The 24,131-nt window shown below is 63.4% G+C and carries 22 protein-coding genes; 14 read left to right on the plus strand and 8 right to left on the minus strand.

Annotation, left to right across the window (positions count from 1 at the left end; translation table 11 throughout):
• Positions 1-2 precede the first annotated feature (2 nt).
• The 3 genes from rnc (at position 3) to DRB19_RS20560 (ending at position 3,524) form a co-directional block, all read left to right on the plus strand.
• Positions 3-713, plus strand: a complete 711-nt coding sequence (rnc, locus tag DRB19_RS20550; protein ID WP_114187901.1) for a ribonuclease III — start codon at positions 3-5, stop codon at positions 711-713.
• Positions 700-1,614: a GTPase Era gene (era, locus tag DRB19_RS20555; RefSeq protein WP_114187902.1), complete on the plus strand. Its 915-nt coding sequence runs from the start codon at positions 700-702 to the stop codon at positions 1,612-1,614. The genes rnc and era overlap by 14 nt, the downstream gene beginning before the upstream one ends.
• Before the next feature lie 140 nt (positions 1,615-1,754).
• Positions 1,755-3,524 carry an adenylate/guanylate cyclase domain-containing protein gene (locus DRB19_RS20560; RefSeq protein WP_114187903.1) on the plus strand — a complete coding sequence of 590 codons (1,770 nt, stop codon included), beginning with the start codon at positions 1,755-1,757 and terminating at the stop codon, positions 3,522-3,524.
• A 58-nt stretch (positions 3,525-3,582) separates the two neighbouring features.
• Here DRB19_RS20560 and DRB19_RS31225 read toward each other — a convergent pair whose 3' ends face one another.
• A complete protein-coding gene (locus tag DRB19_RS31225; protein WP_245439702.1) occupies positions 3,583-5,517 on the minus strand; it encodes an OmpA family protein in 1,935 nt (644 codons plus the stop codon).
• A gap of 196 nt (positions 5,518-5,713) precedes the next feature.
• Here DRB19_RS31225 and recO point away from each other — a divergent pair, with 196 nt between their 5' ends.
• Positions 5,714-6,445 (plus strand): DNA repair protein RecO, encoded by a 732-nt coding sequence (gene recO, locus DRB19_RS20580; protein ID WP_114187907.1) that lies wholly within the window; start codon positions 5,714-5,716, stop codon positions 6,443-6,445.
• Between the two features lie 66 nt (positions 6,446-6,511).
• A complete protein-coding gene (gene parC, locus DRB19_RS20585; protein ID WP_114187908.1) occupies positions 6,512-8,758 on the plus strand; it encodes a DNA topoisomerase IV subunit A in 2,247 nt (748 codons plus the stop codon).
• A gap of 87 nt (positions 8,759-8,845) precedes the next feature.
• On the opposite strand, the gene DRB19_RS31555 is transcribed toward parC, so the two are convergent.
• The 7 genes from DRB19_RS31555 to hemB all read right to left on the minus strand — a co-directional run bounded on the left by DRB19_RS31555 (position 8,846) and on the right by hemB (position 15,575).
• Positions 8,846-9,904 carry a hypothetical protein gene (locus tag DRB19_RS31555; RefSeq protein ID WP_276330623.1) on the minus strand — a complete coding sequence of 353 codons (1,059 nt, stop codon included), beginning with the start codon at positions 9,902-9,904 and terminating at the stop codon, positions 8,846-8,848.
• Positions 9,901-10,263 carry a hypothetical protein gene (locus DRB19_RS30075; RefSeq protein WP_147022190.1) on the minus strand — a complete coding sequence of 121 codons (363 nt, stop codon included), beginning with the start codon at positions 10,261-10,263 and terminating at the stop codon, positions 9,901-9,903. The genes DRB19_RS31555 and DRB19_RS30075 overlap by 4 nt, the downstream gene beginning before the upstream one ends.
• A 283-nt stretch (positions 10,264-10,546) precedes the next feature.
• Complete coding sequence (locus DRB19_RS20595; RefSeq protein WP_114187910.1) at positions 10,547-11,293, minus strand: arginyltransferase; 747 nt, start codon at positions 11,291-11,293, stop codon at positions 10,547-10,549.
• A 113-nt stretch (positions 11,294-11,406) separates the two neighbouring features.
• The gene (locus tag DRB19_RS20600) at positions 11,407-11,889 is read right to left on the minus strand and encodes an RDD family protein (RefSeq protein WP_162815785.1); all 483 of its coding nucleotides are present in this window, start codon (positions 11,887-11,889) and stop codon (positions 11,407-11,409) included.
• Between the two features lie 11 nt (positions 11,890-11,900).
• Complete coding sequence (locus DRB19_RS20605; RefSeq protein ID WP_114187912.1) at positions 11,901-13,142, minus strand: threonine ammonia-lyase; 1,242 nt, start codon at positions 13,140-13,142, stop codon at positions 11,901-11,903.
• Positions 13,143-13,170: 28 nt separating this feature from the next.
• Positions 13,171-14,520, minus strand: a complete 1,350-nt coding sequence (locus DRB19_RS20610; protein WP_114187913.1) for a branched-chain amino acid ABC transporter permease — start codon at positions 14,518-14,520, stop codon at positions 13,171-13,173.
• 11 nt (positions 14,521-14,531) lie between these two features.
• Positions 14,532-15,575 (minus strand): porphobilinogen synthase, encoded by a 1,044-nt coding sequence (gene hemB, locus DRB19_RS20615; RefSeq protein ID WP_114187914.1) that lies wholly within the window; start codon positions 15,573-15,575, stop codon positions 14,532-14,534.
• A 184-nt stretch (positions 15,576-15,759) separates the two neighbouring features.
• Between hemB and DRB19_RS20620 the strand changes: the two genes are divergently transcribed.
• The 9 genes from DRB19_RS20620 (at position 15,760) to nusB (ending at position 24,060) form a co-directional block, all read left to right on the plus strand.
• Positions 15,760-16,812 (plus strand): enoyl-CoA hydratase/isomerase family protein, encoded by a 1,053-nt coding sequence (locus tag DRB19_RS20620; protein ID WP_114187915.1) that lies wholly within the window; start codon positions 15,760-15,762, stop codon positions 16,810-16,812.
• Positions 16,812-17,270: a DUF6163 family protein gene (locus tag DRB19_RS20625; RefSeq protein ID WP_114187916.1), complete on the plus strand. Its 459-nt coding sequence runs from the start codon at positions 16,812-16,814 to the stop codon at positions 17,268-17,270. The genes DRB19_RS20620 and DRB19_RS20625 overlap by 1 nt, the downstream gene beginning before the upstream one ends.
• A 647-nt stretch (positions 17,271-17,917) precedes the next feature.
• Positions 17,918-19,186: a L,D-transpeptidase family protein gene (locus DRB19_RS20635; RefSeq protein WP_114187918.1), complete on the plus strand. Its 1,269-nt coding sequence runs from the start codon at positions 17,918-17,920 to the stop codon at positions 19,184-19,186.
• A gap of 205 nt (positions 19,187-19,391) precedes the next feature.
• Positions 19,392-20,696, plus strand: coding sequence for a serine hydroxymethyltransferase (gene glyA, locus DRB19_RS20640; RefSeq protein WP_114187919.1), 1,305 nt, complete (start codon positions 19,392-19,394; stop codon positions 20,694-20,696).
• A 15-nt stretch (positions 20,697-20,711) separates the two neighbouring features.
• Complete coding sequence (gene nrdR / locus DRB19_RS20645; protein ID WP_114187920.1) at positions 20,712-21,215, plus strand: transcriptional regulator NrdR; 504 nt, start codon at positions 20,712-20,714, stop codon at positions 21,213-21,215.
• Positions 21,215-22,351, plus strand: a complete 1,137-nt coding sequence (ribD, locus tag DRB19_RS20650; RefSeq protein ID WP_246690479.1) for a bifunctional diaminohydroxyphosphoribosylaminopyrimidine deaminase/5-amino-6-(5-phosphoribosylamino)uracil reductase RibD — start codon at positions 21,215-21,217, stop codon at positions 22,349-22,351. The genes nrdR and ribD overlap by 1 nt, the downstream gene beginning before the upstream one ends.
• Positions 22,351-22,983, plus strand: coding sequence for a riboflavin synthase (locus DRB19_RS20655; RefSeq protein ID WP_114187921.1), 633 nt, complete (start codon positions 22,351-22,353; stop codon positions 22,981-22,983). Before ribD ends, DRB19_RS20655 begins: the two co-directional genes overlap by 1 nt.
• Before the next feature lie 97 nt (positions 22,984-23,080).
• On the plus strand, positions 23,081-23,572 hold the full coding sequence (gene ribH / locus DRB19_RS20660) for a 6,7-dimethyl-8-ribityllumazine synthase (protein ID WP_114187922.1): 492 nt from the start codon (positions 23,081-23,083) through the stop codon (positions 23,570-23,572).
• 5 nt (positions 23,573-23,577) lie between these two features.
• Positions 23,578-24,060 (plus strand): transcription antitermination factor NusB, encoded by a 483-nt coding sequence (nusB, locus tag DRB19_RS20665; protein ID WP_114187923.1) that lies wholly within the window; start codon positions 23,578-23,580, stop codon positions 24,058-24,060.
• Positions 24,061-24,131 lie beyond the last annotated feature (71 nt).

A 24,131-nucleotide genomic window follows, 5' to 3' on the forward strand; every position in this document is an offset into this window, starting at 1 on the left:
CCGTGGCCAGACGTAAACCAAACCTCGACGAACTGCTCACAAGGCTCGAGTACCAATTCGAGCGTCCCGAACTTCTCGAAGAGGCGTTGACCCATGTCAGCGCCCCCAATGCGGGCGGGCAGAGCTACCAACGGCTGGAATTTCTCGGCGACCGTGTTCTCGGGCTTGCCATAGCTGAAATGCTCTACCGGGCCTTCCCGGGCGCGCCGGAGGGCGAACTTTCCCGGCGTCTGGCGGAACTCGTGCGGCGCGAGAGCTGCGCCGAGATTGCTCAGTCCTGGGATGTCGGTCCCCATGTGAAGCTCGGCGCTGGGGAGGCGCAGTCCGGGGAGCGGAAAAACGAGGCCATCCTTGCCGATGTCTGCGAAGCGATCATCGGTGCGGTCTTTCTCGATGGGGGCTATGATGCCGCCCAGAAGTTGATCGAGCGCTCCTTCAAGGACCTGCTGGCTGCCCCACGCCGTCCGCTGCGCGACCCGAAGAGCGCCTTGCAGGAATGGGCTCAAGCGCAGGGGCTCCCGCCGCCAACCTATACGATCGTTGAGCAGACAGGGCCGGACCATGCCCCGCGGTTCCGCGTGATGGTGAAGGTGAAGGGCCAGGAGAGCGATTTCGGGCTCGGCCCATCGAAACGCGTTGCGGAACAGGCCGCGGCCCGAAGCCTTCTCTTACGAGAGGGCATATGGACGGAGGAAGAGCATGGCGTCGCCTGAGGAAACCAACACAAAGGCCGGCTTCGTCGCCCTGATCGGCGCGCCCAATGCGGGCAAGTCCACGCTGCTCAACTCGCTCGTCGGCTCAAAAGTCTCCATCGTGTCGCGCAAGGTGCAGACCACCCGCGCGCTGGTGCGCGGCATCGCCATCGAGGGCAAAGCCCAGATCGTGTTCGTCGATACGCCCGGCATCTTCAAGCCCAAGCGTCGGCTCGACCGGGCCATGGTGACGTCCGCCTGGGGCGGGGCGGCGGATGCGGACGTGGTGGCCTTGCTGCTCGACGTGCGCAAAGGCATCGACGAAGAGGCCGAGGCGATCCTTGAAAAGATGCCGGAGCTGAAGCGGCCCAAGATCCTAATCCTCAACAAGATCGACCTGATCGAGCGTTCGAAGCTTCTCGAAATGGCCGCGACCCTGAACGAGAAGGTGCCCTTCGCCCACACCTTCATGATCTCCGCCCTCAAGGGCGACGGTCTCGAAGCCCTGAAGCGTCACTTGGCCGAGATGATGCCGGAAGGCCCATGGCTTTATCCAGAAGACCAGATCTCGGATGCGCCCCTGCGGATGCTGGCCGCCGAGATCACCCGCGAGAAGATCTACGAGCGCCTGCACGAGGAGTTGCCCTACCAGTCCACGGTCGAGACCGATCAATGGCAACCGAGGCCGGACGGATCGATCCGCATCGAGCAGACCGTGTTCGTGGAGCGGGACAGCCAGCGCAAGATCGTGCTCGGCAAGGGCGGACAGACCATCAAGGCCATCGGACAGGCCGCCCGCAAGGAGATCGCCGAGATCGCCGAAGCCCCGGTTCATCTGTTCCTGTTCGTGAAGGTTCGCGAAAACTGGAGCGACGACCCCGAACGCTACCGGGAAATGGGGCTTGAATTCCCGCGCGGGTGAACTCCCGCCCTCCAAGCTTGTTCTAACCTTTAGGTAAGGGTTTTAACCTTTGCCCCGTAAGGGTTTCGGTAGACGGATGGTCTCGGTGGCCGCCTGCCGGGTAGCGTTGTCTGTCCCAATGGCGTCGGCTGGAGATGGACATGACCAATCCTCCGGACCAGAAATCCCAGAGACGTCTTGCGACGATCCTTGCCGCCGATGTGCCGGGCTATTCCGAGCTGATGTCCGACGATGAGGAGGGCACCCTCGCGCGGCTGAGATACTTACGGGGAAATGTGGTCGTTCCGACGATGCTGGCTCACCAGGGACGTCTGGTGAAAACCGTCGGCGATGGGTTCCTCATGGAGTTTTCAAGTCCTGTAGAGGCCGTGCGGTGCGCCATCGAGATCCAAGCGGTGATTGCATCCTCTGAAAATCCGGACGGAGAGGCGCCCCTCCGTCTCCGTATCGGGATTAATCTGGGCGACATCATCATCGACGAGGACGGCGATATCTATGGCGACGGGGTGAATGTGGCGTCCCGGCTCGAACAAATCGCCACGACGGGTGGGATCTGCCTGTCGGCCAAGGTCTATGAGGAGGTCAGGGACAAGCTGCCCTATGACTTCATCGACCTGGGCGAGCAGGCCGTGAAAAACATCAGAAGGCCGATAAGGGTTTATTGCCTGGGGGCCTGCCATGAAACGCCCCAAACACGGCATCACCGCGTCCTGCCGTTGCCGGACAGGCCTTCAATCGTCGTTCTGCCGTTCAGCAATATCGGAGGCGACCCCGAGCAGGAACATTTTGCATACGGCATCGTCGAGGATATCACTGCGGCCTTGTCGCGGGTGCGTTCCTTCTTCGTCATCGCCCGAAACTCGTCTTTCGCTTATAAGGGGCGGGCGGTCAGTGTTCAGCAGATCAGCCGCGAGCTCGGCGTCCGGTACCTGCTCGAAGGCAGCGTGAGGCGCGCAGGCAACCGCCTTCGCATCACGGCCCAGTTGATCGACGGCACGAATGGCAACCATCTCTGGGCCGAGCACTATGACGGCGTTGCCGAGGATCTGTTCGATTTCCAGGACCAGATCACCGCCAGCGTCGTGGGCGCAATCCAGCCATCCATCCGGGCGGCCGAGATCGAACGGGCATTGCGCAAGCGACCAGACAGCCTCGATGCGTACGATCTCGTGATGCGTGCGCTTCCACTCGTGTGGTCGCTCGAGCGGGACAACAATCTAGAGGCCGGGCGACTGCTGGACGAAGCGCTCCAGCTTGATCCTAATTATCCGCTCGCCCTCTCCCTTGCGGCTTGGTGCAGTGGGCAGAGGCTTATCTACAACTGGTCCGAGGACATCGAGAAAGACACGCGCGAGGCGCTGCGGAAGGCCCACTTGGCTGCCACCATGGCGGCGGACGATTCCTTCACCCTGGCGGTGCTGGGGGCGGCGCTCACGATCACCCGCAACTTTCAGCGGGCGGCATCGCTTCTCGATCGGGCCCTGGCGCTCGATCCGAACTCAGCCTGGGCCTGGAACCGGAGGGGATGGCTGCACAACTACCAGGACGAGCCGGAGGCTGCGATCCCGCGCTTTGAAAGGTCGCTCCGGTTGAGCCCATTCGACCCCATGGCGTTCAACTGCGATATGGGAATCGGCTGCGCCCATTTCATCGCCGAGCGCTACGACCAGTCGATCTTGTGGCAGGAAAAGGCGCTGATGGCCCATCCAAGTTCGAGCTGGATCCATCGCAATTTGGCCCCGGCCTATGCATTGAGCGGCCAGACCTCCAAGGCTCAGGAGAGCGTGCGCGAGCTGCTCAAAGGCTATCCCGGCATTACGATCACGGACATCACCCGCGCACTGGTTTTCAGCCCTGGCGTGCTTGCCCGTATCGCCGAAGGGCTGCGCATGGCCGGACTTCCGGAATAGAGCATCGTCCAAAGATCGGCCCGGCGATCTCGAACCGCCGGGCCATGGGTGCAAGTGCCTATTGCGGGGCTTGGTTCTGGCCCTGAAGGAGAGGCGTGATCCGGCGGATCGTTACCCGGCGGTTCGCTCGCTCGGGAGCTTGCGAGTTCACCTTCAGGTATTGCTCGCCATAGCCCTGGGTGGTGAGGTTTTCGGCCGGGATGCCGAACCTCTGAGCCAGCGCGGTGGCGACCGTCTCGGCGCGTCTGTCGGACAGGGTCAGGTTATCGTCGTCAGCGCCCACCGCGTCCGTATGGCCCTCTACGAGGTAAATCTCGTTCGGGTTGGCGGACAGGGTGCGCTGGATCGCCTGGGCGATACCCGTCATTGCGCCGATCTGCTCCTCGGGCAGGGTCCAGGAGCCGAAATCGAAGTTCACCGTATCGAGATCGACCCGGCGCATGCGCTCGCGCAGCGGCTGGCTCTGGCGAACCTCGTCGAGGGTATAGGCCCGCTCGATGCGTTCCACCGGCGGAGCCGTGAAGGCCTCGACGATGTCCTCCTGAGAGGCGCCCTCCACGTCGACGATGTATTCCTCGCGCGGAATCCGTACGACGGGCGGCGGAAGGCGCACGACCTCCTCCTCGATGTAGGTGGAGCCCCGGCTAAGGCGGCGATCGCCGTGGCGGTTCTCGATGAGAACGACCTCGCGACCTGCGGACTCTCGCCGCACGCGCCGGATGAGGTTGCCGTCCTCATCCCGGATCGTGACGATTTCCGAGCCGTCCGGCCGGCGCACGATCGTGATATTCTCTTCGCCGCGCCGTTCGGTGCGAACATCCGCATCGCGATAGGTGCGGCGGAACCGCTCCGTTTCGTCGTGGCGGATGATGACCCGGTCGCCTTCGCGGATGATGGTCCGGTCGCCCGGCTCCTCGATGATGACCCGGCGCCCGCCTTCCTCGGTGCGCTGACGGCGCATTCCGCGGAGGTCGTCGATCCGACCATTGGCGATGCCCTCGAGCGGCTCAGGAGCACCGGCGGGCGCCCTACGGGTCGTGGCTGCCCCTGGGGCGGCGCCCGGCGCAACACCGGGTGCCGCTGTGGGAGCGGGCGGAGTCGCCTGAGCAGGCGAGCTGGGCCGGGGTTGCTGCGGAGCAGCCTGGGTCGGAGCAGGCGGAGCTGCCGGAGGAGCCGCGGTCGGCGCTGGAGGCTGCGCGGTCGTCGCGGGAGGAGCGGCGGCGGGAGCCGGGGGCTGGGCGGTCGTGGCCGGAGGAGCTGTGGTTGGCGCGGGTGGCTGCGCGGTCGCGGGACGAGGCGGAGCCTCACCCGGACGCGGAGCCTGGGTAGCCGATGGAGCCGCCCGCTGTGGCGCTCCGGGAGGCGGGGTCCTCGGCTCGGCGGTTGGAGCCGCTGGGATAGGCCTTGCGGCCGCAGGAGGAGCTCCGGCACCGTCAGGAGCCGTCCTGGTCGCTGGCTGTTGCGCATCCGGATTCCGGGGGCGGCGCTGTTCGGGTGCGCCTTCGCCTGGAGCTTGATCGGGGCGGCCCGGTCGCGGCTGAGCGCGTTCGGGGGCCTGGGGGCGCTCCTGGGCCTGGGTTGGACGTGCAGGCTGTTGAGCCGGTTCCGCGCCGGGAGGAGGGGCTGGCCTTTCGGCCGCGGGGGCAGCAGGGGCCGTGCGCTGGCGCGGAGCCTCCGGCGCATCGCCTGGCGCTCCGCCGCCGCGACGAGGGCCACGGCCCTCGGGCGGTTGCCCGTCCTGCCCTTGAGCGGTTGGTCGGTCTGGACGATCGGGCCGATCCGGCCTGTCGCTGCGCGGACCGCGAGGCGCATCCCCGTCCTGTCTCTGAGGACGGCCAGGGCGGGTGCCCGGAGGCACTTCCTCGGGGGAAGCCGGGCCGGCTTGTGCGAGAACGAACGGCTCGGCGATATTCCGTGGGTCTGCGGACGCTTGCGGCGAGTGCAGCATCAGCGGCAATGCGGTGCCGGCGAGAAGCAACGAGGTAATCTTCATGGTTCCTATTCGTCCTCTGGAGAACATGAGCATCAACAATGCCAAGCTCGGTGGTTGGTTCCGTCTAGGAAGGCTTCGAGAGCGCGGAATGTTCCTTGAAAAGTGCTCGATACCCTTGGAAAATATGGAAAATTGCGCTCCGAATGCTTACATCATGTATCCATTAGACCCCTGTTCCTGAGAGTAGCCTGAACGAATGCAATGGACCGATGAAGGCATCGTGGTCGGCGTCCGCAAGCACGGCGAATCGAGCGTGATCCTCGAGCTGATGACGCGCGAGCATGGCCGGCATCTGGGCCTGGTCCATGGCGGCCGCTCCAAGACGCTGCAGCCCGTTCTGCAACCTGGCAATAGCGTGCAGGCGACCTGGCGCGCTCGCCTTGATGAGCATCTTGGCACCTATCAGGTCGAGGGGCTCGGATTGCGGGCCGCCCACCTCATGGGTTCACCGCTGGCGCTCTATGGCCTGGCAACCCTGGCCCACCTGCTGCGATACCTGCCCGAGCGCGATCCTCACCCGGCGCTCTACGAAACCCTGGAGGTTCTGGTCGATCACCTGGACGACCCTGACCTGGCGCCAGCCCTGTTCGTGCGTTTCGAGCTGGCGATCCTGGCCGAGTTCGGCTTCGGCCTGGATCTGTCGTCCTGCGCCGCCACCGGAAGCCCGAACGATCTAACTTATGTTTCGCCGAAAAGCGGCCGGGCCGTCAGCACCGCAGCCGGGGAGCCCTATAAAGACCGGCTTCTCAAGCTCCCAGGCTTCCTGATCGGGCAATCGAAGGCCAATCGTCCTAGGGAAGAGGAAATCCGGGATGGATTTGCTCTGACGGATTTCTTCCTGCATCAGAATGTCTTCGAGCCACGGGGGCAGGCAGCCCCGGCGGAGCGGGCGCGTTTCGTCGCACTCGCCACAGCTGGGGACGACTGAAGTTTGTTTCTGTTATGTTCTCATGTGAAGTGATAAGAACCGATTCGCAATTAGGGATTTTGATTCATGGGTAAGCCGGTCAATCCACCGTCAGGCGGCGAGATTGAGTCCATCAATCTCAAGGACGCGCTGGAAGAGCGCTATCTCGCTTACGCCCTTTCCACCATCATGCATCGGGCGCTGCCCGATGCGCGGGACGGGCTGAAGCCGGTTCACCGCCGCATCCTGCACGCCATGCGCCTTCTCAGGCTTGATCCCCGGTCGGCCCCGAAGAAGTGCGCCCGCGTGGTCGGCGACGTGATGGGTCAGTACCATCCGCACGGCGACCAATCGATCTACGACGCCCTCGTGCGCATGGCCCAGGATTTCGCCCAACGTTACCCGCTCGTCGAGGGACAGGGCAATTTCGGCAACATCGACGGCGATAACGCCGCCGCCATGCGCTACACGGAAGCCCGCCTGACGGAGGTGGCGCGCCTGCTGCTGGACGGGATCGACGAGAACTCCGTCGATTTCCGCGAGACCTACGACCAGACGAACGAGGAGCCCATCGTCCTGCCGGCGGCGTTCCCGAACCTGCTGGCGAACGGCTCCCAGGGCATCGCGGTCGGCATGGCGACCTCGATCCCGTCGCATAACGCGGCGGAGCTTTGCGATGCGGCGCTCTACCTCATCGGCCACCCCAAGGCGACGTCCGACCAGCTTATGACCTTCGTGCCGGGACCCGATCTTCCGACCGGCGGCATCATCGTCGACAGCCAATCCTCCATCGCCGAGACCTACCGCACCGGCCGCGGCTCGTTCCGGGTGCGCGCGCGCTGGCACAAGGAAGATGCCGGTCGCGGGGTCTGGAACATCATCATCACGGAAATTCCGTATTCCGTGCCGAAGTCCCGCCTCATCGAGAAGATCGCGGAGCTGCTGCAGGAGAAGAAGCTGCCGCTGCTCGCGGACGTGCGCGACGAGTCGGCGGAGGACATTCGCATCGTGCTGGAGCCGCGCTCCAAGACCGTCGATCCGATCATTCTCATGGAATCGCTGTTCAAGCTGACCGAGCTTGAAAGCCGCATTCCCATGAACGTGAACGTGCTCGCCGGCGGCAAGGTGCCGAAGGTGCTGGGGCTGGTCGAGTGCCTGCGCGAATGGCTCGACCACCGCCGTGAGGTGCTGATCCGCCGCTCGGGCTTCCGGCTCGCCGCCATCGACAGGCGCCTGGAAATCCTGGGCGGCCTCCTGATCGTCTATCTCGACCTCGACCGGGTGATCAAAATCATCCGCGAGGAGGATGAGCCGCGCCAGGAGCTGATGCGCGTCTTCAAGCTCACCGAGATCCAGGCGAACGCCATCCTCGACACGCGCCTGCGTTCGCTGCGCAAGCTCGAGGAGATGGAGCTCAAGCGCGAGCAGAAGAACCTGCAGGACGAGAAGTCCTCTATCGAGAACCTGCTTGGCTCCGAGAAGGCGCAGTGGAAGGCCGTGACGGCGGAAATCCGCGAAGTCCGCAAGACCTTCGGGCCTGAGACGGCACTGGGCAAGCGCCGCACCACCTTCGCGGAAGCGCCGGATACGTCCGACATCGACTTCGCCGAGGCGATGGTCGAGCGCGAGCCGATCACGGTTATCGTGTCGGAAAAGGGCTGGATCCGCGCCATGAAGGGCCATCAGGCCGATCTTTCGGCCGTGCAATTCAAGGGCGATGACAGCTTAAAGACGGCGTTCTTCGCCGAAACCACGTCCAAGATCATCGTGGTGGCGAACAACGGACGCTTCTTCACCCTGGAAGCTTCCAAGCTTCCGGGCGGGCGCGGCTTCGGTGATCCGATCCGGCTGATGGTCGATCTGGAAGAGGGGGCCGATTTCATCTCGGCGTTCCCGTATAAGGCCGGATCGAAGCTGCTGGTGGTCGGCTCGGACGGCCGCGGCTTCGTGGCGCCGACCGACGACATCACCGCCAACACCCGCAAGGGCAAGCAGATCCTCAACCTCGATGCGCCGACCCAGATGGTCGTCTGCACGGAAGCCGAGGGAGACCATGTGGCGATCATCGGCGAAAACCGGAAGATGCTGATCTTCCCGGCCAAGCAGGTGCCGGAAATGACCCGCGGCAAGGGCGTGCGCCTCCAGCGCTACAAGGACGGCGGCGTTTCCGACGCCAAGGTCTTCAAGCTCAAGGAGGGCCTGACCTGGAAGGACACCTCCGGCCGCACCTGGACCGTCGCCAAGGAAGACCTGCGCGACTGGATGGGAGACCGCACCGAAGCCGGCCGCCTGCCGCCGAAGGGGTTCCCCAAGTCGAACAAGTTTGGGGAATAAGAACTGTACCAAGCGAAAAGCCCGCGCTTGCTTCCGACAGCAAGCGCGGGCTTTTTCCATTCTAGATGCCAGCGAGGGCGGCCGATCTCAGACGATGAAGAAATCGTCTTGGGTGAGCTTGAGGTTCCTGGCGAGCTTGGCGATCTCGACGGCTTTTCCTGCGTTTGAGCCATCGGCATCGTAGGACAGCACGCCGGTCTTCTTGTTGTAGACCACGTAGTCGTTCTTATCCTTGGCCTTGCCCATCTTGAAGAACGCCTTCTTGAGCGCCGCCGGTGAGACTTCGCTGCCGCTCTTGCCCAGCTTCTTGAACACCCGGTTCTCCAGCCAGATCGTGTCGTCAGCCACCGAGTAGTCGCTGATCCTGTCCAGGTTCGTTTTCTTGTTCGGCTTGGTGTCGAACACGAAGGTGTCCTGACCAGCTCCGCCGATCAGCATATCCTTGCCGCCCTTGCCATAGAGCCGGTCGTTACCAAAGTCGCCTATCAGCGTATTGGCTTTGCTGGTACCTGTCAGGACTAGATTCGGCGGTGTCGGATCGACTGGGCCGGTGACGTCGAGCAGGGAGATGGCAAAGGTGCGTTCGAGATTCAGCCCGTCTTTATCCTTCACCTGTACAGTGACATTGTGGGAGCGGGCGGTCTCATAGTTGAGCAGGCTGCCATTAGCCACCACGACCTTGTCGCCTTGGAGCGCAAAGCGGCCACCGGCATTGTCAAGGAGGGTGAAGGTCAGCGCGTCGCCGCCGGACAGGTTCACGTCCTGCGCCGAAAGCGTACCCACAACCGTGCCGGCGGTTGCGGCTTCCTGCACGGCGGCGGCGCTCAACGTCAGCTCGCTCGGAGCCTTGTTCGGCATGAAACGCTGCTGATAAACATCAAAAGTGCCGTCTTCAGTAGAGCTCCAGGTCACAATCCAACCGCCATCTGCGAGGGCGGTTACGCTGGGTGAATAAACATAGCCGGTTGATACCATATCGACGGTATCAACAGGTGAGACGGCATTGCCATTGCGGTCAAAAGCTTGCTGATAGATCCAGCTCTCAGTTGAGTCTTCGTCCCCTGAAAGCCATGTGACAACCCAACCACCGTCAGCCAAAGCTGTCACACTTGCGAAGCTGTGATTTCGATGTGTGTCGGCGTTCACGATGCGATCAGCAGACGAAGTGGCATTGCCGTTGTGATCGAAACGCCGCTGGAAGATATCCCCCTATTGTCCGGGCCGGTAGAAGTCCAAGTCACGACCCATCCGCCATCTGCAAGAGCCGTCACGTTGGAGTTATACTGATCGCCTGCCGTGGTGGTGTTGACGGAAAGATCAACAGGTGAGGATGCAATGCCGTTGCGGTCAAAGCGCTGCTGGAAAATGCCGCTAAGATCAGTGTCGTCGGACGTCCAAGTTACAACCCATCCACCGTCTGCAAGAGCCGCTATAGCTGGGATGCTCTGACTCTCTTCTATGTCGATATTGACACGAGACTCAAACCCGATTTTGTAAGTAGTCATAACTTGTCCCCAGATAATATTCCTAATTAACAGCGAGGGAATTTCGCGGGTTCCTCGAAAACCAACATAGCAGAAACTCGTAATATTACAACGTTATACTAAGAGATGATTATGTGCAATGGGAGAATGTTTGGAAACGCGCAAAAAAGACACTCTCGCTTAATCAGCACCAGCTGAGCGTTTTCCTATGAGCTTTGGTAATTGTACAGGACGTGAGGGTGGGGTTCTAAATTTCGTCCTGCATGGGAATGGCTGGGCTATAGGACGGCTAAAATCCATCTAATCAATCCACCCGCACCCAGCCGGGCGCCAGCAGGCGCTCCTGGGGGGTGAAGCGGGCCTTGTAGGCCATCTTCTTCGAGCCATCGACCCAGTAGCCGAGATAGAGGTAGGGCAGGCCCATGGCCTTGGCGCGGCGCAGGTGGTCGAGGATCATGAAGGTGCCGAGGCTGCGGTTCTGGTGCTCCGGGTCGTAGAACGAGTAGACCATCGACAGGCCGTCGCTCATCTGGTCAGTCAGGCATACGGCGATCAGGTCCCCCGCGCCCTTGCCGGTGATGTGGCTGTCGATGCCGCGGCGGCGGTACTCGATCACCCGCGTCTCCACATGGCTGTCCTCGACCATCATCGAATAGTCGAGCACCGTCATGTCGGCCATCCCGCCGTCGGCATGACGTGAGTCGAGGTAGCGGCGGAACAGGGAGTACTGTTCGGAGGAGGGACGGTTCGGCGTCTCGTTGCCGATCAGGTCCGCATTCGCCTTCAGGACGCGTCTCAGGTTCCCCGAAGGCTCGAACTCGTTGGCCAAGACCCGCACCGACACGCAGGCGCGGCAGGTGTCGCAGGCGGGCCGGTACGCAATGGTCTGCGAGCGCCGGAAGCCCCCTTGGGTCAGGATCTCGTTCAGCTCCCGCCCTCGCCGACCGACGATATGGGTGAAAACTTTGCGTTCTTCCCGATCCGGCAGATAGGGACAGACTGACGGTGAGGTGAGGTAGAACTGCGGTGCATCGCGCGGCTGGCTCGTCACGCTTTATCGCCTTTGAGAGAGACCTTGAGCGTCGACTCAACGCTTAAGAATAACATTGGTGCCCGGGGCGTCCAGGGAAAGGGTCTCAAAAGGGTTAGGACGCCGCAGGCGGCTTAGGCGCGCACCACCATCATGCCCGTCAGCAGGTCGCGCAGGAACCGGCGGTCGTCCCGGACGAAGCCCATGAACACGTCGCAGGCCCACAGCACGAAGGTGGAGATCGCCACGTAGAAGAACAGCGCATGCACTGCCGCCGCCAATGGGGAAACCGGCCCGCCGTTATGGGGATCGACGACGCGAAGACCCATCATGCGCATGCCCACAGTCGCCTGGGCCGATCCGCCGATCGTCACTGCGTTGTAGATGATGAACGTCAACGCCGTGAGCGGAAGTAGGAAGAACAGCCCCCAGCCGAGCCCGAGGGTCAGAAGCCCCAAGAAGAAGATGGCGATCGAAATCAACGTGACCCAAATCGCGATGACGAAGAGATCGATGAGATAGGCCCACAGCCGGCGGCTGATGACGCCTTCGGTCAGACGTTCGTCGACCGCGCGGGAATTGTAGTTGATCTGGGGCATGACTGGCCGGTTGGCCATGGCTTTCTCCATCAATAGGCGGTTTCGGACAACCCGTGCGAATCGATCCGCTTCGGCTCAAGGCCGTCGGCCGCCAGAGCGTCGAACACCTCTAATGTATGTTGTCTGTCCCGCGTTTCGATGGTGATGTCGATGGAAACTCCTTTGGCCGGCACATCGAGGAAGAGGCGGCCGTGCGATACCTCGAGAATGTTGGCTCCCAGGCCGCCGAGCCGGCTCGCTACTTGGCCCAGAAACCCTGGCCGGTCGTTCGACGTGATGCGGAACGAGGTGATCCGGTCGTCGCGCTCCAGCTCGCGCACCATGACGGAGGCCAGGATGCGGGCGTCGATGTTGCCGCCGCAGAGCACCAAGCCAACCCGCTTGCCCTTGAAGCGCTCCGGCTGGGCCATCATGGCGGCCAGGCCCGCCGCTCCCGCGCCCTCGGCCATGGTCCGCTGGAGGGTCGCATAAGCGTTCACAGCCCGCTCGATCACAGGCTCCTCCACCAGGATGATATCGGAGACGAGGTCGCGCACGATGGGAAGCGGCAGCTGCCCCACGGTCTTCACCGCGATGCCCTCGGCAAGGGTGGCGCCCCCGATCGGGCGATCCTCGTGCCGGATGGCGTTCTGGAAGGACGGGTAGAGGGCGGCCTCAACGCCGATGATTTCGATTGAGGGCTTGAGGGCCTTGGCGGCGACCGCGATGCCGGAGATCAGCCCGCCGCCGCCGATGGGCACTACGATCTGGTCGAGCTCGGGCGCATCGGTGAGCATTTCGAGCGCGATGGTGCCCTGGCCCGCCATGACCTTGGGATCGTCGTAAGGGTGAACGAAGACCAGGCCCTCCCGGGCGGCGATGGCCCGGGCGTGGTCGGCGGATTCGTAGAGGGTCTCGCCGTGCAGGATCACGCGTGCTCCATAGGCGCGGGTGTTCTCCGCTTTCACCAGAGGCGCGCTTTCCGGCATGACGATGGTGGCCGGAAGGCCGAGCCGCCGCGCGTGATAAGCCACCGCCTGCGCGTGATTGCCGGCCGACATGGCGATGACGCCTCGCTTGCGCTCCTCCGCCGTGAGGCTCTCCAGCTTCGTGACTGCCCCGCGCTCCTTGAAGGAGCCTGTCGGCTGCATGTTCTCGTGCTTCACGCAGACGGTGGCGCTGGTCAGGTGCGAAAGGCGCGGGGCCGGAACAAGGGGAGTCCGGAGGACCTGCCCCTGAATGATCTCAGCTGCCCGGTTCACGTCGTCGATGTTGATGGCGTAGTCGGCCATGTTGCCTCCGGTTCTTTGTTATCGACCCTTAGACGGGTCTTGGCGTTGGATCCCTCGTGCCGAGCAGCCCGCCCGGACGGAAGATCAGGAAGACGATCAGGGCAGCATAGAGCGCCATGTCGCGGACCTCGATGGGTAAATACGCCGACCAGGCCGTCTCGAACAATCCCACGGCAAAGCCTCCCAGGAGAGCGCCGGGGATCGAGCCGATCCCTCCGATGATTGCCGCGATGAGGGCCTTAAGGCCGTATTGAAACCCGCCAGCGAAGCCCAGGCCGCCGTACTGGGCCACGATCAACATGCCCGACAAGGCCGCCATGGCTCCCGCCAGCGCGAGGGTCTGCGTCAGAAGTCTCGGACCGTTGACGCCGAAGAGGGCAGCCGCCCGCGCGTCGTCCGCATAGGCCCGCCAGGCGCGCCCGAAGGCAGTGGCCTTCATCAGCCACAGCAGGCCGAGCGAGACCGAAAGCCCGATAAGGGCCGTAATCAGGGTGATAGGGGTCAGGCTGACGATGAAGTCTCCCGCCCGGGCGAGCAGCCAGGGATCGGACCAGATTGGGGGAAGCCACACGGTCACCGGGCTCTGGACGATGCGCAGATACTCCATAAGGAAGAGCGACAGGCCGACCGTGGCGATCAGGCTCGCTTGGTTGCTGGCGATGCGGCCAATGGTGAAATGTCCACCCACCGCGCTGTGGAAAGCCCCGGCGAACAAGGCGCCGAACAGGCCTGCGGCAAGGCCCAGCACCGGCGAGCTGAACCCGAATCCAATCACGATTGAGGCCCCTGCCACCGTGGCGGCGGAGCCCACGGCTGCAAGCTCGCCGAAGGCCAGGTTGATGCGTCCGCTCAGGCCGAACACCAGCGCATAGGCGACGGCCAAAAGGGCATAAATGGCCGTTCTCGGCAGGCTGACGAGAAGCTGCTGGAGCCAGTAGGCAGTGGCGTCCGGCACCTCGATGACGTCAGCGCCGACCTGGCTGCCGGGATCGCCCGCAACCCCTTCCGGTGTTTCAAGATAGTAGCGCTTCAGGAGATAGAGGTTCGCCCCCGCAAGGGGCCCCGTTTCCGTTTCAAGGCCCGTGAGCTCCGCCTTGTTGGGTGAAAGCCCCTCGGCCGCGAACTGGCAGATCGCGAACCGGTCGAGGGCAGGCCGTCCGGGCAGCTCGGCCACATATTCCACGCGCAGGCTCTGGGGCGTCGGCCCGGCCTGTATCCGCAGCACCGTCAGATGAGCGCCGGGGTTGAGGGCGGGCAGGGCGGAGCGGCAGACGCGGGCCTGCTCCGCATCGATGGACAATCCGCAAGCCGCTAGAGAGCAGAGAGCAGCAAGACCGGCGATGAGCCGCCAAGCCCATGACAGGTCGAAGCGGCTCATGAAAGTTGGGATCAGGCTTGCGCCTTCAGTTTCTCGGCGACCCGCGGCGCGAAGTAGGTCAGGACTCCGTCTGCGCCGGCGCGCTTGAAGGCGAGAAGGCTTTCCATCATGGCCCTTTCGCCGTCGATCCAGCCGTTTCTAGCCGCGCCTTCGATCATCGCGTACTCGCCGGACACCTGGTAGGCGAAGGTCGGCACCGCGAAGGTGTCCTTCACCCGGTGCACGATGTCGAGATACGGCAGGCCGGGCTTGACCATGATCATGTCCGCGCCCTCTTCGAGGTCGAGGGCGACCTCGCGGATGGCTTCGTCCGAATTGCCCGGGTCCATCTGATAGGTACGCTTGTCGCCCACGAGGGTGGCGTTGGTTCCGATGGCGTCCCGGAACGGGCCATAGAAAGCCGAGGCGTATTTGGCCGCATAAGCCATGATCTGCACGTCCAGGAAGCCGGCCTCGTCCAGGGCGCTGCGGATGGCGGCGACGCGTCCGTCCATCATGTCTGAGGGAGCAATGATGTCCGCGCCCGCCTCGGCCTGCAGAACGGCCTGCCGGGCGAGAAGCGCAACGGTCTCGTCGTTGAGGATGCGGTCGCCGTCCATCACGCCGTCATGACCGTGGCTGGTATACGGGTCGAGGGCCACGTCCGTGACGATCCCGAGCTCCGGCACGGCCCGCTTAATCTCCCGCACGGCGCAGCAAACCAGATTGCGGGCGTTCAGCGCTTCGGAGCCGTTCGGATCGCGAAGGGATGAATCGGTGTTGGGAAAAAGCGCGATCGCCGGAATGCGCAAGGACGCAGCGCGTTCTGCCTCCCGCACGGCCTCAGTGACCGTCAGGCGCTCGACACCGGGCATGGATGCAACAGCATGCCGCCCCTCTGTACCGTCGATGAGGAAAAGCGGCCAGATCAGATCATCGACGGTCAGCACGTTTTCCCGGACCAGACGCCTCGACCACTCCGCCTTGCGGTTGCGCCGCGGGCGGTGAGACAGTGCAAGAGCGGAGGAGGGGGCGTCCTGAACGGCGGGACGGGGAAACGGCGACAGCTTTGGCATAGGTCCTCATCCTAAGCCGGCCTCGACGCCGGCGGATGCCCAAAGAACTAGCACATTTAAATCGCTCTAAAAAAGGGTCCGAAGTCGCATGGCACCCATTCGGGTGAGGACGAGACGCTAGACTGCACATTGACGTTCGCAGGCTCGCCCTGTTTAAGCCGCACTGGGCATGGAGGAGGTTCGGATGGACGACAGCGCCGAAGTCATCTGCGAGAGGCGGGGGGAGGCGGGTGTCGTCACGCTCAACCGTCCCCGTGCCCTCAATGCCCTGAACTTGGCCATGGTACGCGAGATGCGCCGGGCTCTGGACGCTTGGGCGCAGGATCCTGGGGTCACGCGGATCATCGTGCAGGGCGCCGGCGAGAAAGCCTTCTGCGCGGGCGGCGATATCCGGCAGCTCACGGAGCTTGGCCAGGCTGGTCGGCGTGAGGAGGCCCTGAGTTTCTGGCGTGAGGAGTACCAGCTCAACGTTCGCAGCAAGCGCTACCCCAAGCCGTACGTGTCCCTGATTGACGGGATCGTCATGGGCGGAGGGGTGGGCGTGTCGCTCCATGCTCCGTATCGCGTGGCGGGAGAGCGTTACCTCTTCGCCATGCCCGAGGTCAGCATCGGGTTCTTCCCCGATGTGGGCGCGACTTATGCTCTGCCACGGCTCCCCGGGCAGACTGGAATGTATCTGGCCTTGACCGGTGAACGGCTGAAACGAGCGGACGCATTGCTGCTAGGTCTTGCTACCCACGCGGTCGCGAGCTCCCATATGGAGGCTTTGCGGGAGGCCCTTTTTGCGGGTGAGCCCGTGGATGAGGCGCTGTCTAGACTGTCCACCGAAGCCGGACCTGCGCCCTTGGCTGAGCAGAGGGCCGTCATCGACTCCTGCTTTTCGGCCGAAAGCGTTGTGGCTGTTTTGGACCGTCTCGACGAAGCCGCCCGGAACGGTTCCGACTTCGCGGTCAGAACCGCCGAGACCATCCGCACGAAGTCGCCCACGAGCCTCAACATCGCCTTCGAACAGGTCCGACGCGGCGGCGCGCTCACGTTCGAGGAAGCCATGAAGATGGAGTTCCGCATCGTATCCCGGGTCTCCCAGGGCCATGATTTCTATGAAGGCGTAAGGTCTGTCCTGATCGACAAGGACGGGCAGCCGAAATGGAATCCGGCCTCCCTCGACGCCATCGACAGGGCGGCCATCGAACGGAATTTCGCCGATCTTGGCGCGGATGAGCTGGAGATTGCCTGATGGGCCGCGCCCCGAACCATAGACAGTCTGCCGAAGCCGCACGCGACTATGCGTCGGACAGGATTGAGGAGCGCCCAGCCGAGCCCAGCAGCACCCGTTGGACGCTCATCCTCACCTGGTTCCTGCGCCTGCTGGCGATTTTCTGGATCATGAAAGGCTTGAGCGCCTGGGCCGTGATCCTGGGCGTCTGGACGCCCATTGGGCAATTCGAATCCCGCTCGTTGGGGTATCAGGCGACCATCGTCTATTTCGCCCTGATCGACCTCATCGCCGCCGTGGGCCTGTGGATGGCGAGCACCTGGGGTGGAATCATGTGGCTTCTGGCCGTGATGAGCCATCTGATCCTCGCGGCATTCTTCCCGGGGATCGTGGCGACGAGCATGATCACGATCGTGTTTTTCATCACTCTGATCGCAACGTACCTCGCGCTGGCATGGCTGGCTGCTCAGGAAAAATAGGATGCTTCGAAGATTTGGGCTCTCGTACCCCTCTGTACGGAGGGCGACCTAAGGGTAGGTTTCGCTGTAAGCGAAGGCTGTTCACTCGCCACGGGGTCTGAAACCAAAGGGCAGACCGCCACGCATCGGCAGTCCAACCATGCAGCGAAAGGTAGCCTTATGTTGATCCGCCCTCTTCCGTTCCTCCTCCTCCTCATGGCCTTCGCGTTTGGGTTGCCAGGAACCGCTGCCGCGCAATCGCTTCCAATCGGCTCGCTGATGAACGCCATTGGACGCTCCCAAAACGCCGCCCCGCCTCCTCCTGTGGCTATCGAGAACGGCCGTGGATACAACGAAAAGGCGCGGTCCGACGTGAATCGGGGAAAGCCGGGGCAAGTCATCCGGCGGGAACGTGGCCGGAATGGCAATGAAGCCATCGAAAATTACAATTACAGAGAGATTAATCGGACGAACCGCAGTCACCGCGGAAACGGCTAGGGGGCTATTTCCCACACGCCACTGTGATTTGCCATAAATTGGCCGCGATGATTTTAGTTCTGAACACCCTTCGTTAAGCGAACCTCTGCTTAAAGATCAATAACCGGAGCAGTCCTTTTCGGGGCTGTTCTTGTGTCCGATGCCAACAACAGACTGAGAGCCTGCGACCCATGATTTCTCGCCGCTTCCTCCTGACAGGATCGCTTGCCCTTGTTTTCACTCCGGCGACAGGGGCCCTGGCCCAGCAGTTCGCCGGTAGCCAAGCCGAGTGGTCGCAGAACTACGAAGCCGTGTCCCGCACCCGGGTTCAGCGCACATCAACCCCCATGTTGTCGGCGGACGCCCTTGCGGCGACCGAGCAGATGATCGACTACTACCGCAACATCTCGGCACGGGGCGGCTGGCAGCCTGTCCGCGGCGTCGACGGGCTGCGCGTCGGCTCAAAGAGCCCAGCGGTGGTTGCCTTGCGCCAGCGCCTGATCGTCACGGGTGACCTCGACCAAGCCGCGGGCGAATCGCCGATTTACGATTCTTACGTCGAGGCAGGCGTACGCCGGTTCCAGGCACGTCACGGCATCAGCTCCACGGGCACCGTTACGTCCGCGACGGTCGCGGCCATGAATGTCCCGGTCGATGTCCGCATCCGCCAGCTCGAGATCAATGTGAGCCGTTTGCGCACACTGGTCAGCAACCTGCCCAACAAATACGTTGTCGCGAACATTCCAGCCGCCCTGGTCGAGACGGTGGAGAACGGCGTCGTCCACACCCGCCACGCCGCCGGCGTCGGCAAGATCGACCGCCAGTCCCCGCTGCTGAACTCAAAGGTGGTGGAGGTCAACTTCAACCCGTTCTGGACGGCTCCTGCCTCCGTGGTCAAAAAAGACCTCATCCCCAAGATGCAGAAGGAGCCGAACTACCTCACCGAGAACCGGATCCGTATCTTCAACACGGCCGGCCAGGAAGTGCCCTCCAGCCAGATCAACTGGTTCTCGGACGAGGCGACCCGCTATCGCTTCCGCCAGGATCCGGGCGGCGACTTGAACTCCATGGGGTTCGTCCGCATCAACATCCCGAACCAGCATGGCGTCTACATGCATGATACGCCGTCCAAGGGCATCTTCGGCGACGATTTCCGCTTCGTCTCCTCGGGCTGCATCCGCATACAGAACGTGCGCGACTACATCGAGTGGCTCCTGAAGGACACGCCCGGCTGGAGCCGCGAGCAGATCGACGCCACCTTCAAGTCGGGCGAGCGGATCGACGCCCGCCTGGCGCAGGCGGTTCCGATCCATTGGGTCTATGTCACGGCCTGGGCGACCCCGGACGGTCTCGTTCAGTTCCGCGACGACATTTACAATAAGGACGGTCTCGGCAACTCGATCCCGGTCGCGAGCCGCACTCCGACTGCTCCGGATGAGGAAATGTTCCTCCAGAACTGAAGCCTCGGCAATTCAGCGTCCGTAACAGCCCGCCCCACGGCGGGCTGTTGCATTTCAGGGGTCGGGTCAACATTTCCATTGCGGGTTGGCGCGCTTTGCCTCCCCATGATAAAGGCCACGGATCAGTTCAGCTTGAGTTGCCGCCAGGTCCGGACGACGCGTCAGGAATTGCCGGAACGGCCGCTCACAAGAGGCGAGGGTTACCATGAGCGCGAGTGAAGCGGCACACAGCCACCTATCCAACAGCTTTTTCTCGGCGAGCCTCGCCGACAGCGATCCTGAAATCGCCCAGGCCATCGGCCTTGAGCTCGGTCGTCAGCGGGACGAGATCGAGCTTATCGCCTCGGAGAACATCGTCTCTCGCGCCGTGCTCGAAGCCCAGGGCTCGGTCATGACGAACAAGTACGCGGAGGGCTACCCGGGCCGCCGTTACTACGGCGGCTGCCAGTTTGTGGACATTGCCGAGAACCTAGCGATCGAGCGCGCCAAGCGCCTGTTCGACTGCAAGTTCGCCAACGTTCAGCCGAACTCAGGCAGCCAGGCCAACCAAGCCGTCTTCATGGCGCTCATGAAGCCCGGCGACACCTTCATGGGCCTTGACCTCGCCTGCGGTGGCCACCTGACCCACGGCTCTCCCGTCAACATGTCGGGCAAGTGGTTCAATGTCGTGAGCTACAAGGTCCGCGAGGAGGACCAGATCATCGACATGGACGAGGTGGCGCGCCTCGCCCGGGAGCACAAGCCCAAGGTCATCGTGGCCGGCGGCTCGGCCTATTCCCGCTTCTGGGACTTTGCCCGCTTCCGCGAGATCGCGGACGAGGTCGGGGCGTTCTTCATGGTGGATATCGCCCATTTCGCGGGCCTCGTGGCGGGTGGCGCTCATCCGTCACCGTTCCCCCACGCTCATGTGGCGACCACCACCACCCACAAGACCCTGCGCGGCCCGCGCGGGGGCATGATCCTCACCAACGACGAGGACATCGCCAAGAAGGTTAATTCGGCCATCTTCCCAGGGCTTCAGGGCGGTCCGCTCATGCACGTGATCGCTGCGAAAGCCGTTGCTTTCGGTGAGGCGCTGCGGCCTGAGTTCAAGCTCTATGCCCGTTCCGTCGTTGAGAACGCCAAGGTGCTGGCCGACACCATGCTGTCGGGCGGCTACGCCATCGTGGCGGGCGGCACGGACAACCACTTGATGCTGGTGGACCTGCGCCCGAAGAAGCTCACCGGTAAGGCGGCGGAAGCCGCGCTTGGTCGCGCCCACATCACCTGCAACAAGAACGGCGTTCCCTTCGATCCGGAAAAGCCGATGGTCACCTCGGGCGTCCGCCTCGGCACCCCTGCGGCGACGTCCCGTGGGTTCGGCGTGGCTGAGTTCCGCAAGGTCGGCGAGCTGATCGTCGAAACCCTCGATGGTCTCAGCAAATCAGGCGAGGACGGCAATGTCTCCGTGGAGGAATCGGTTCGGCAGCGGGTTCATGAACTCACCCGACGCTTCCCGGTTTACGCATAAGGCTGATCTGATCCCATGCGTTGTCCCTATTGCGGGAGTCTCGACACTCAGGTGAAGGATTCCCGGCCGACCGACGATTCCTCGGCCATCCGGCGTCGCCGCATCTGCCCCGATTGCGGCGGCCGCTTCACGACCTTCGAGCGTGTCCAGCTGCGCGAACTCACTGTGGTCAAACGCTCCGGCCGACGCGTCCCGTTCGACCGGGACAAGCTGCAGCAATCGGTCGAGGTCGCGTTGCGCAAGCGCCCAGTCGATCCCGACCGAGTGGAGCGGATGATCAACGGAATCGTGCGTCAGCTCGAGAGCATGGGCGACGGCGAGGTGCCGAGCGAGACCGTGGGCGAACTGGTCATGGAAGGACTCAAGGCCCTGGACGACGTCGCTTACGTGCGTTTTGCGTCGGTCTATAAAAACTTCCGCGAGGCCAGAGACTTCGAGGAAATCCTTGGCAAGCTGGCTGAAGAAGAATCAGACGATTCGCCACGGCTGAAAAAGCGCAATCCCGTGCAGTCGGACTGATGGTCTCCACGGTAAGAGAACTGTCGCCTGAACAAGCCCTTCAGGACGAACGTTACATGCGCCTGGCGCTTGCCCTTGGCGAGCGGAACCTCGGCCTCACCTGGCCCAACCCTTCGGTAGGCGCCGTTGTTGTTGGCCTTGCCGACGGCCAGCCGGTCGTCATCGCGCAAGGTGCCACCCAGGTAGGGGGCAGGCCGCATGCGGAGCGGGTGGCCCTCGCGGCGGCCGGCGAACGAGCCCGAGGCGCAACTCTCTATGTGTCCCTGGAGCCGTGCTCTCATCATGGCAGGACGCCCCCTTGCGCGGATGCGGTTATTGAATCCGGGATCACGCGGGTTGTATCGGCCGTGGAAGACCCGGATCCCCGCGTCGCGGGCGTCGGCCATGCCCGTCTTCGCGAGGCCGGAACCGATGTCGTGGTGGGCTGCCTGCGCCGGGAGGCTCTTCGCGCCCATCGGGGCCATATCACCCGGGTGACGAAGGCGCGTCCTGCCGTGACCGTGAAGCTTGCAAGGACCACGGAAGGTTTCGCGGGGTCTCGGACTGGGGCGCGCCTCATGATCACCGGCGAGGCCGCCAATGCCCGCGTCCACCTCATGCGCGCTCATGCGGATGCGGTCATGGTCGGCGTGGGAACGGTTCTTGCCGACGATCCCTTGCTCACCGTTCGGCTGCCGGGGCTCGAAAGCCGCTCGCCCGTCCGGATCGTGATCGACAGCCATTTGCGGACTCCCCCGACCTCCCGGCTCGTGGCGGGAGCCGGCGAGGTCCCGACCTGGATCGTTACGACGACCGGTGCGTCCGTCGAGGTTGAGAAAAATCTGGTCGAACGCGGCGCGCAGGTTCTGCGGGTGGCGTCCGATGAAGCTGGCCGGGTGGCTCTTTCCGAGGCGCTGCGGCTTCTCGGGTCGCGCGGCTTGACCCGGGTGTTCTGCGAGGGCGGTCCGGAGCTGGCGGATGCGTTGGCGCAGGCCGACTTGATCGACGATCTGATCCTCGTGACCGGGCGTTCGGCCCGGGGCGAGGGAGACGTGCCTGCGCTTGGGCCGGCGCTTCAGGACAGGATGGACGACCTGTTGTTGGCTGCCGACGAGCAGGCCGGAAAAGACCTATTCATGTTTTGGGAGAAACCCTGATGTTTACGGGTATCGTCACCGATATGGGCCGCGTCAGCGCCGTCGACGGCGGAGAGAGCCTGCGGCGTCTGCGCATCGAATCCGCCTACGATCCTACCACCATCGCGCTGGGCGCATCGATTGCCTGCGGTGGGCCATGCCTGACGGTGGTCGCCGTTGAGGCGCACGGGGACGGCTGCTGGTTCGACGTGGACGTGGCGGCCGAAACCCTGGCCCGCACGACCGTCAAGGATTGGCAGGTCGGGACGCGCATCAACCTCGAGCGATCCCTCAAGATCGGCGACGAGCTCGGAGGCCACATTGTCACGGGCCATGTGGACGGCGTCGCCGCGATCGTTGCCCGGGAGGCGATTACGGCGGGTGATGACCCATGGGGCCCTACGGCCCGCTTCATTATCAAGGCGCCGCCCTCGATTTCCCCGTTCATCGCCGAGAAGGGATCCGTCTGCCTCGATGGCACGTCGCTCACGGTCAACTCGGTGACCGATGACATCTTCTCGGTTCTCATCATTCCCCACACACTGGCGGTCACCACATGGGGCGAGCGTCAGGTGGGAGACTGCCTCAATATCGAGGTCGATCTGATGGCCCGGTACGCGGCACGGCTTGCGGAGGCGCGCCGGGCGGGGTAGGGGACGGCCAACACCTTTGCGCCCGCAAGGCAAAGCGTTCATTTGCGACGCCTTAGGATGAGGACGGGCGCCCTTATCAGGTCCGGAACGGTTTTACATGGTCTCGCATTCCGCCAAGCCTCTCAATCCACGCCCACCGGTTCCCGGAACCCGCATTCTCGTGGTTGAAGCGCGCTTCTACGACGACATCGCCGATGAGTTGTTGCGAGGCGCCCGCGACGCCGCTGAGGCGGCGCAGGCACAGGTGGAAGTGCTGACTGTCGACGGCGCGCTCGAAATTCCGGCCACTATCGCCATTGCGCTCGACGCCGCCCAAGCGGCTGGCAGGCCCTACCATGCCGTCGTGGCGCTCGGCTGCGTGATCCGCGGGGAGACTGGGCACTACGATATCGTGGCGGGCGAAAGTTCGCGCGCCCTCATGGATTTGTCAGTTGCCCGGCGCATTCCGCTGGCAAACGGCATCCTGACCGTCGAGAATGACGAGCAGGCCTGGACCCGCGCGCGCGTCAACGAATTGAATAAGGGTGGGGGAGCGGTGGAAGCGGCGCTCGCCGTTCTACGCATCAAGCAACACGTCGAGGAGGCCTGATCATCATGACGAAGCCCGCAGAGCGCTCGGCCGCTCGTTTGGCGGCTGTTCAGGCCCTCTATCAGATGGACATTTCCGGCAAGAGCGTGATCGACGCGCTTGCGGAGTTCGAAGCGTTCTGGATCGGCCGCGAGGTCGAAGGCATCGAGTTCAAGCCATCCGACACCAATTTCTTCCGCAGCATTCTGTCGGGAGTGGTCGAGAACCAGCGCGAGATCGACGTGAAGATCGACCGGGCGCTCGCCGCTGGTTGGCCTCTCGCGCGGATCGAGGCCGTCCTGCGCGCCATCCTGCGCGCGGGCACTTTTGAGCTGATGTACCGCAAGGATGTGCCCGCTCGCGTCGTGATCACGGAATATGTGGACGTGACGCAGAGTTTCTACGACGAGGACGAACCGGGGCTCGTCAACGCCGTCCTGGACAATCTCACCCGCGAGGTTCGGGCCGGGGAACTCGAGAAAAAAGCAGCCGGGCAGGGGAAGCGGTGACGTGAGCGAGTCGTTCCCGCCAGCCGACAGGGCGGGAGATGACAAGCAGGATCGACTCGGACAGCTTGAGG

The sequence above is a fragment of the Microvirga aerophila genome (genome assembly GCF_003332305.1).
Lineage (GTDB): Bacteria > Pseudomonadota > Alphaproteobacteria > Rhizobiales > Beijerinckiaceae > Microvirga > Microvirga aerophila.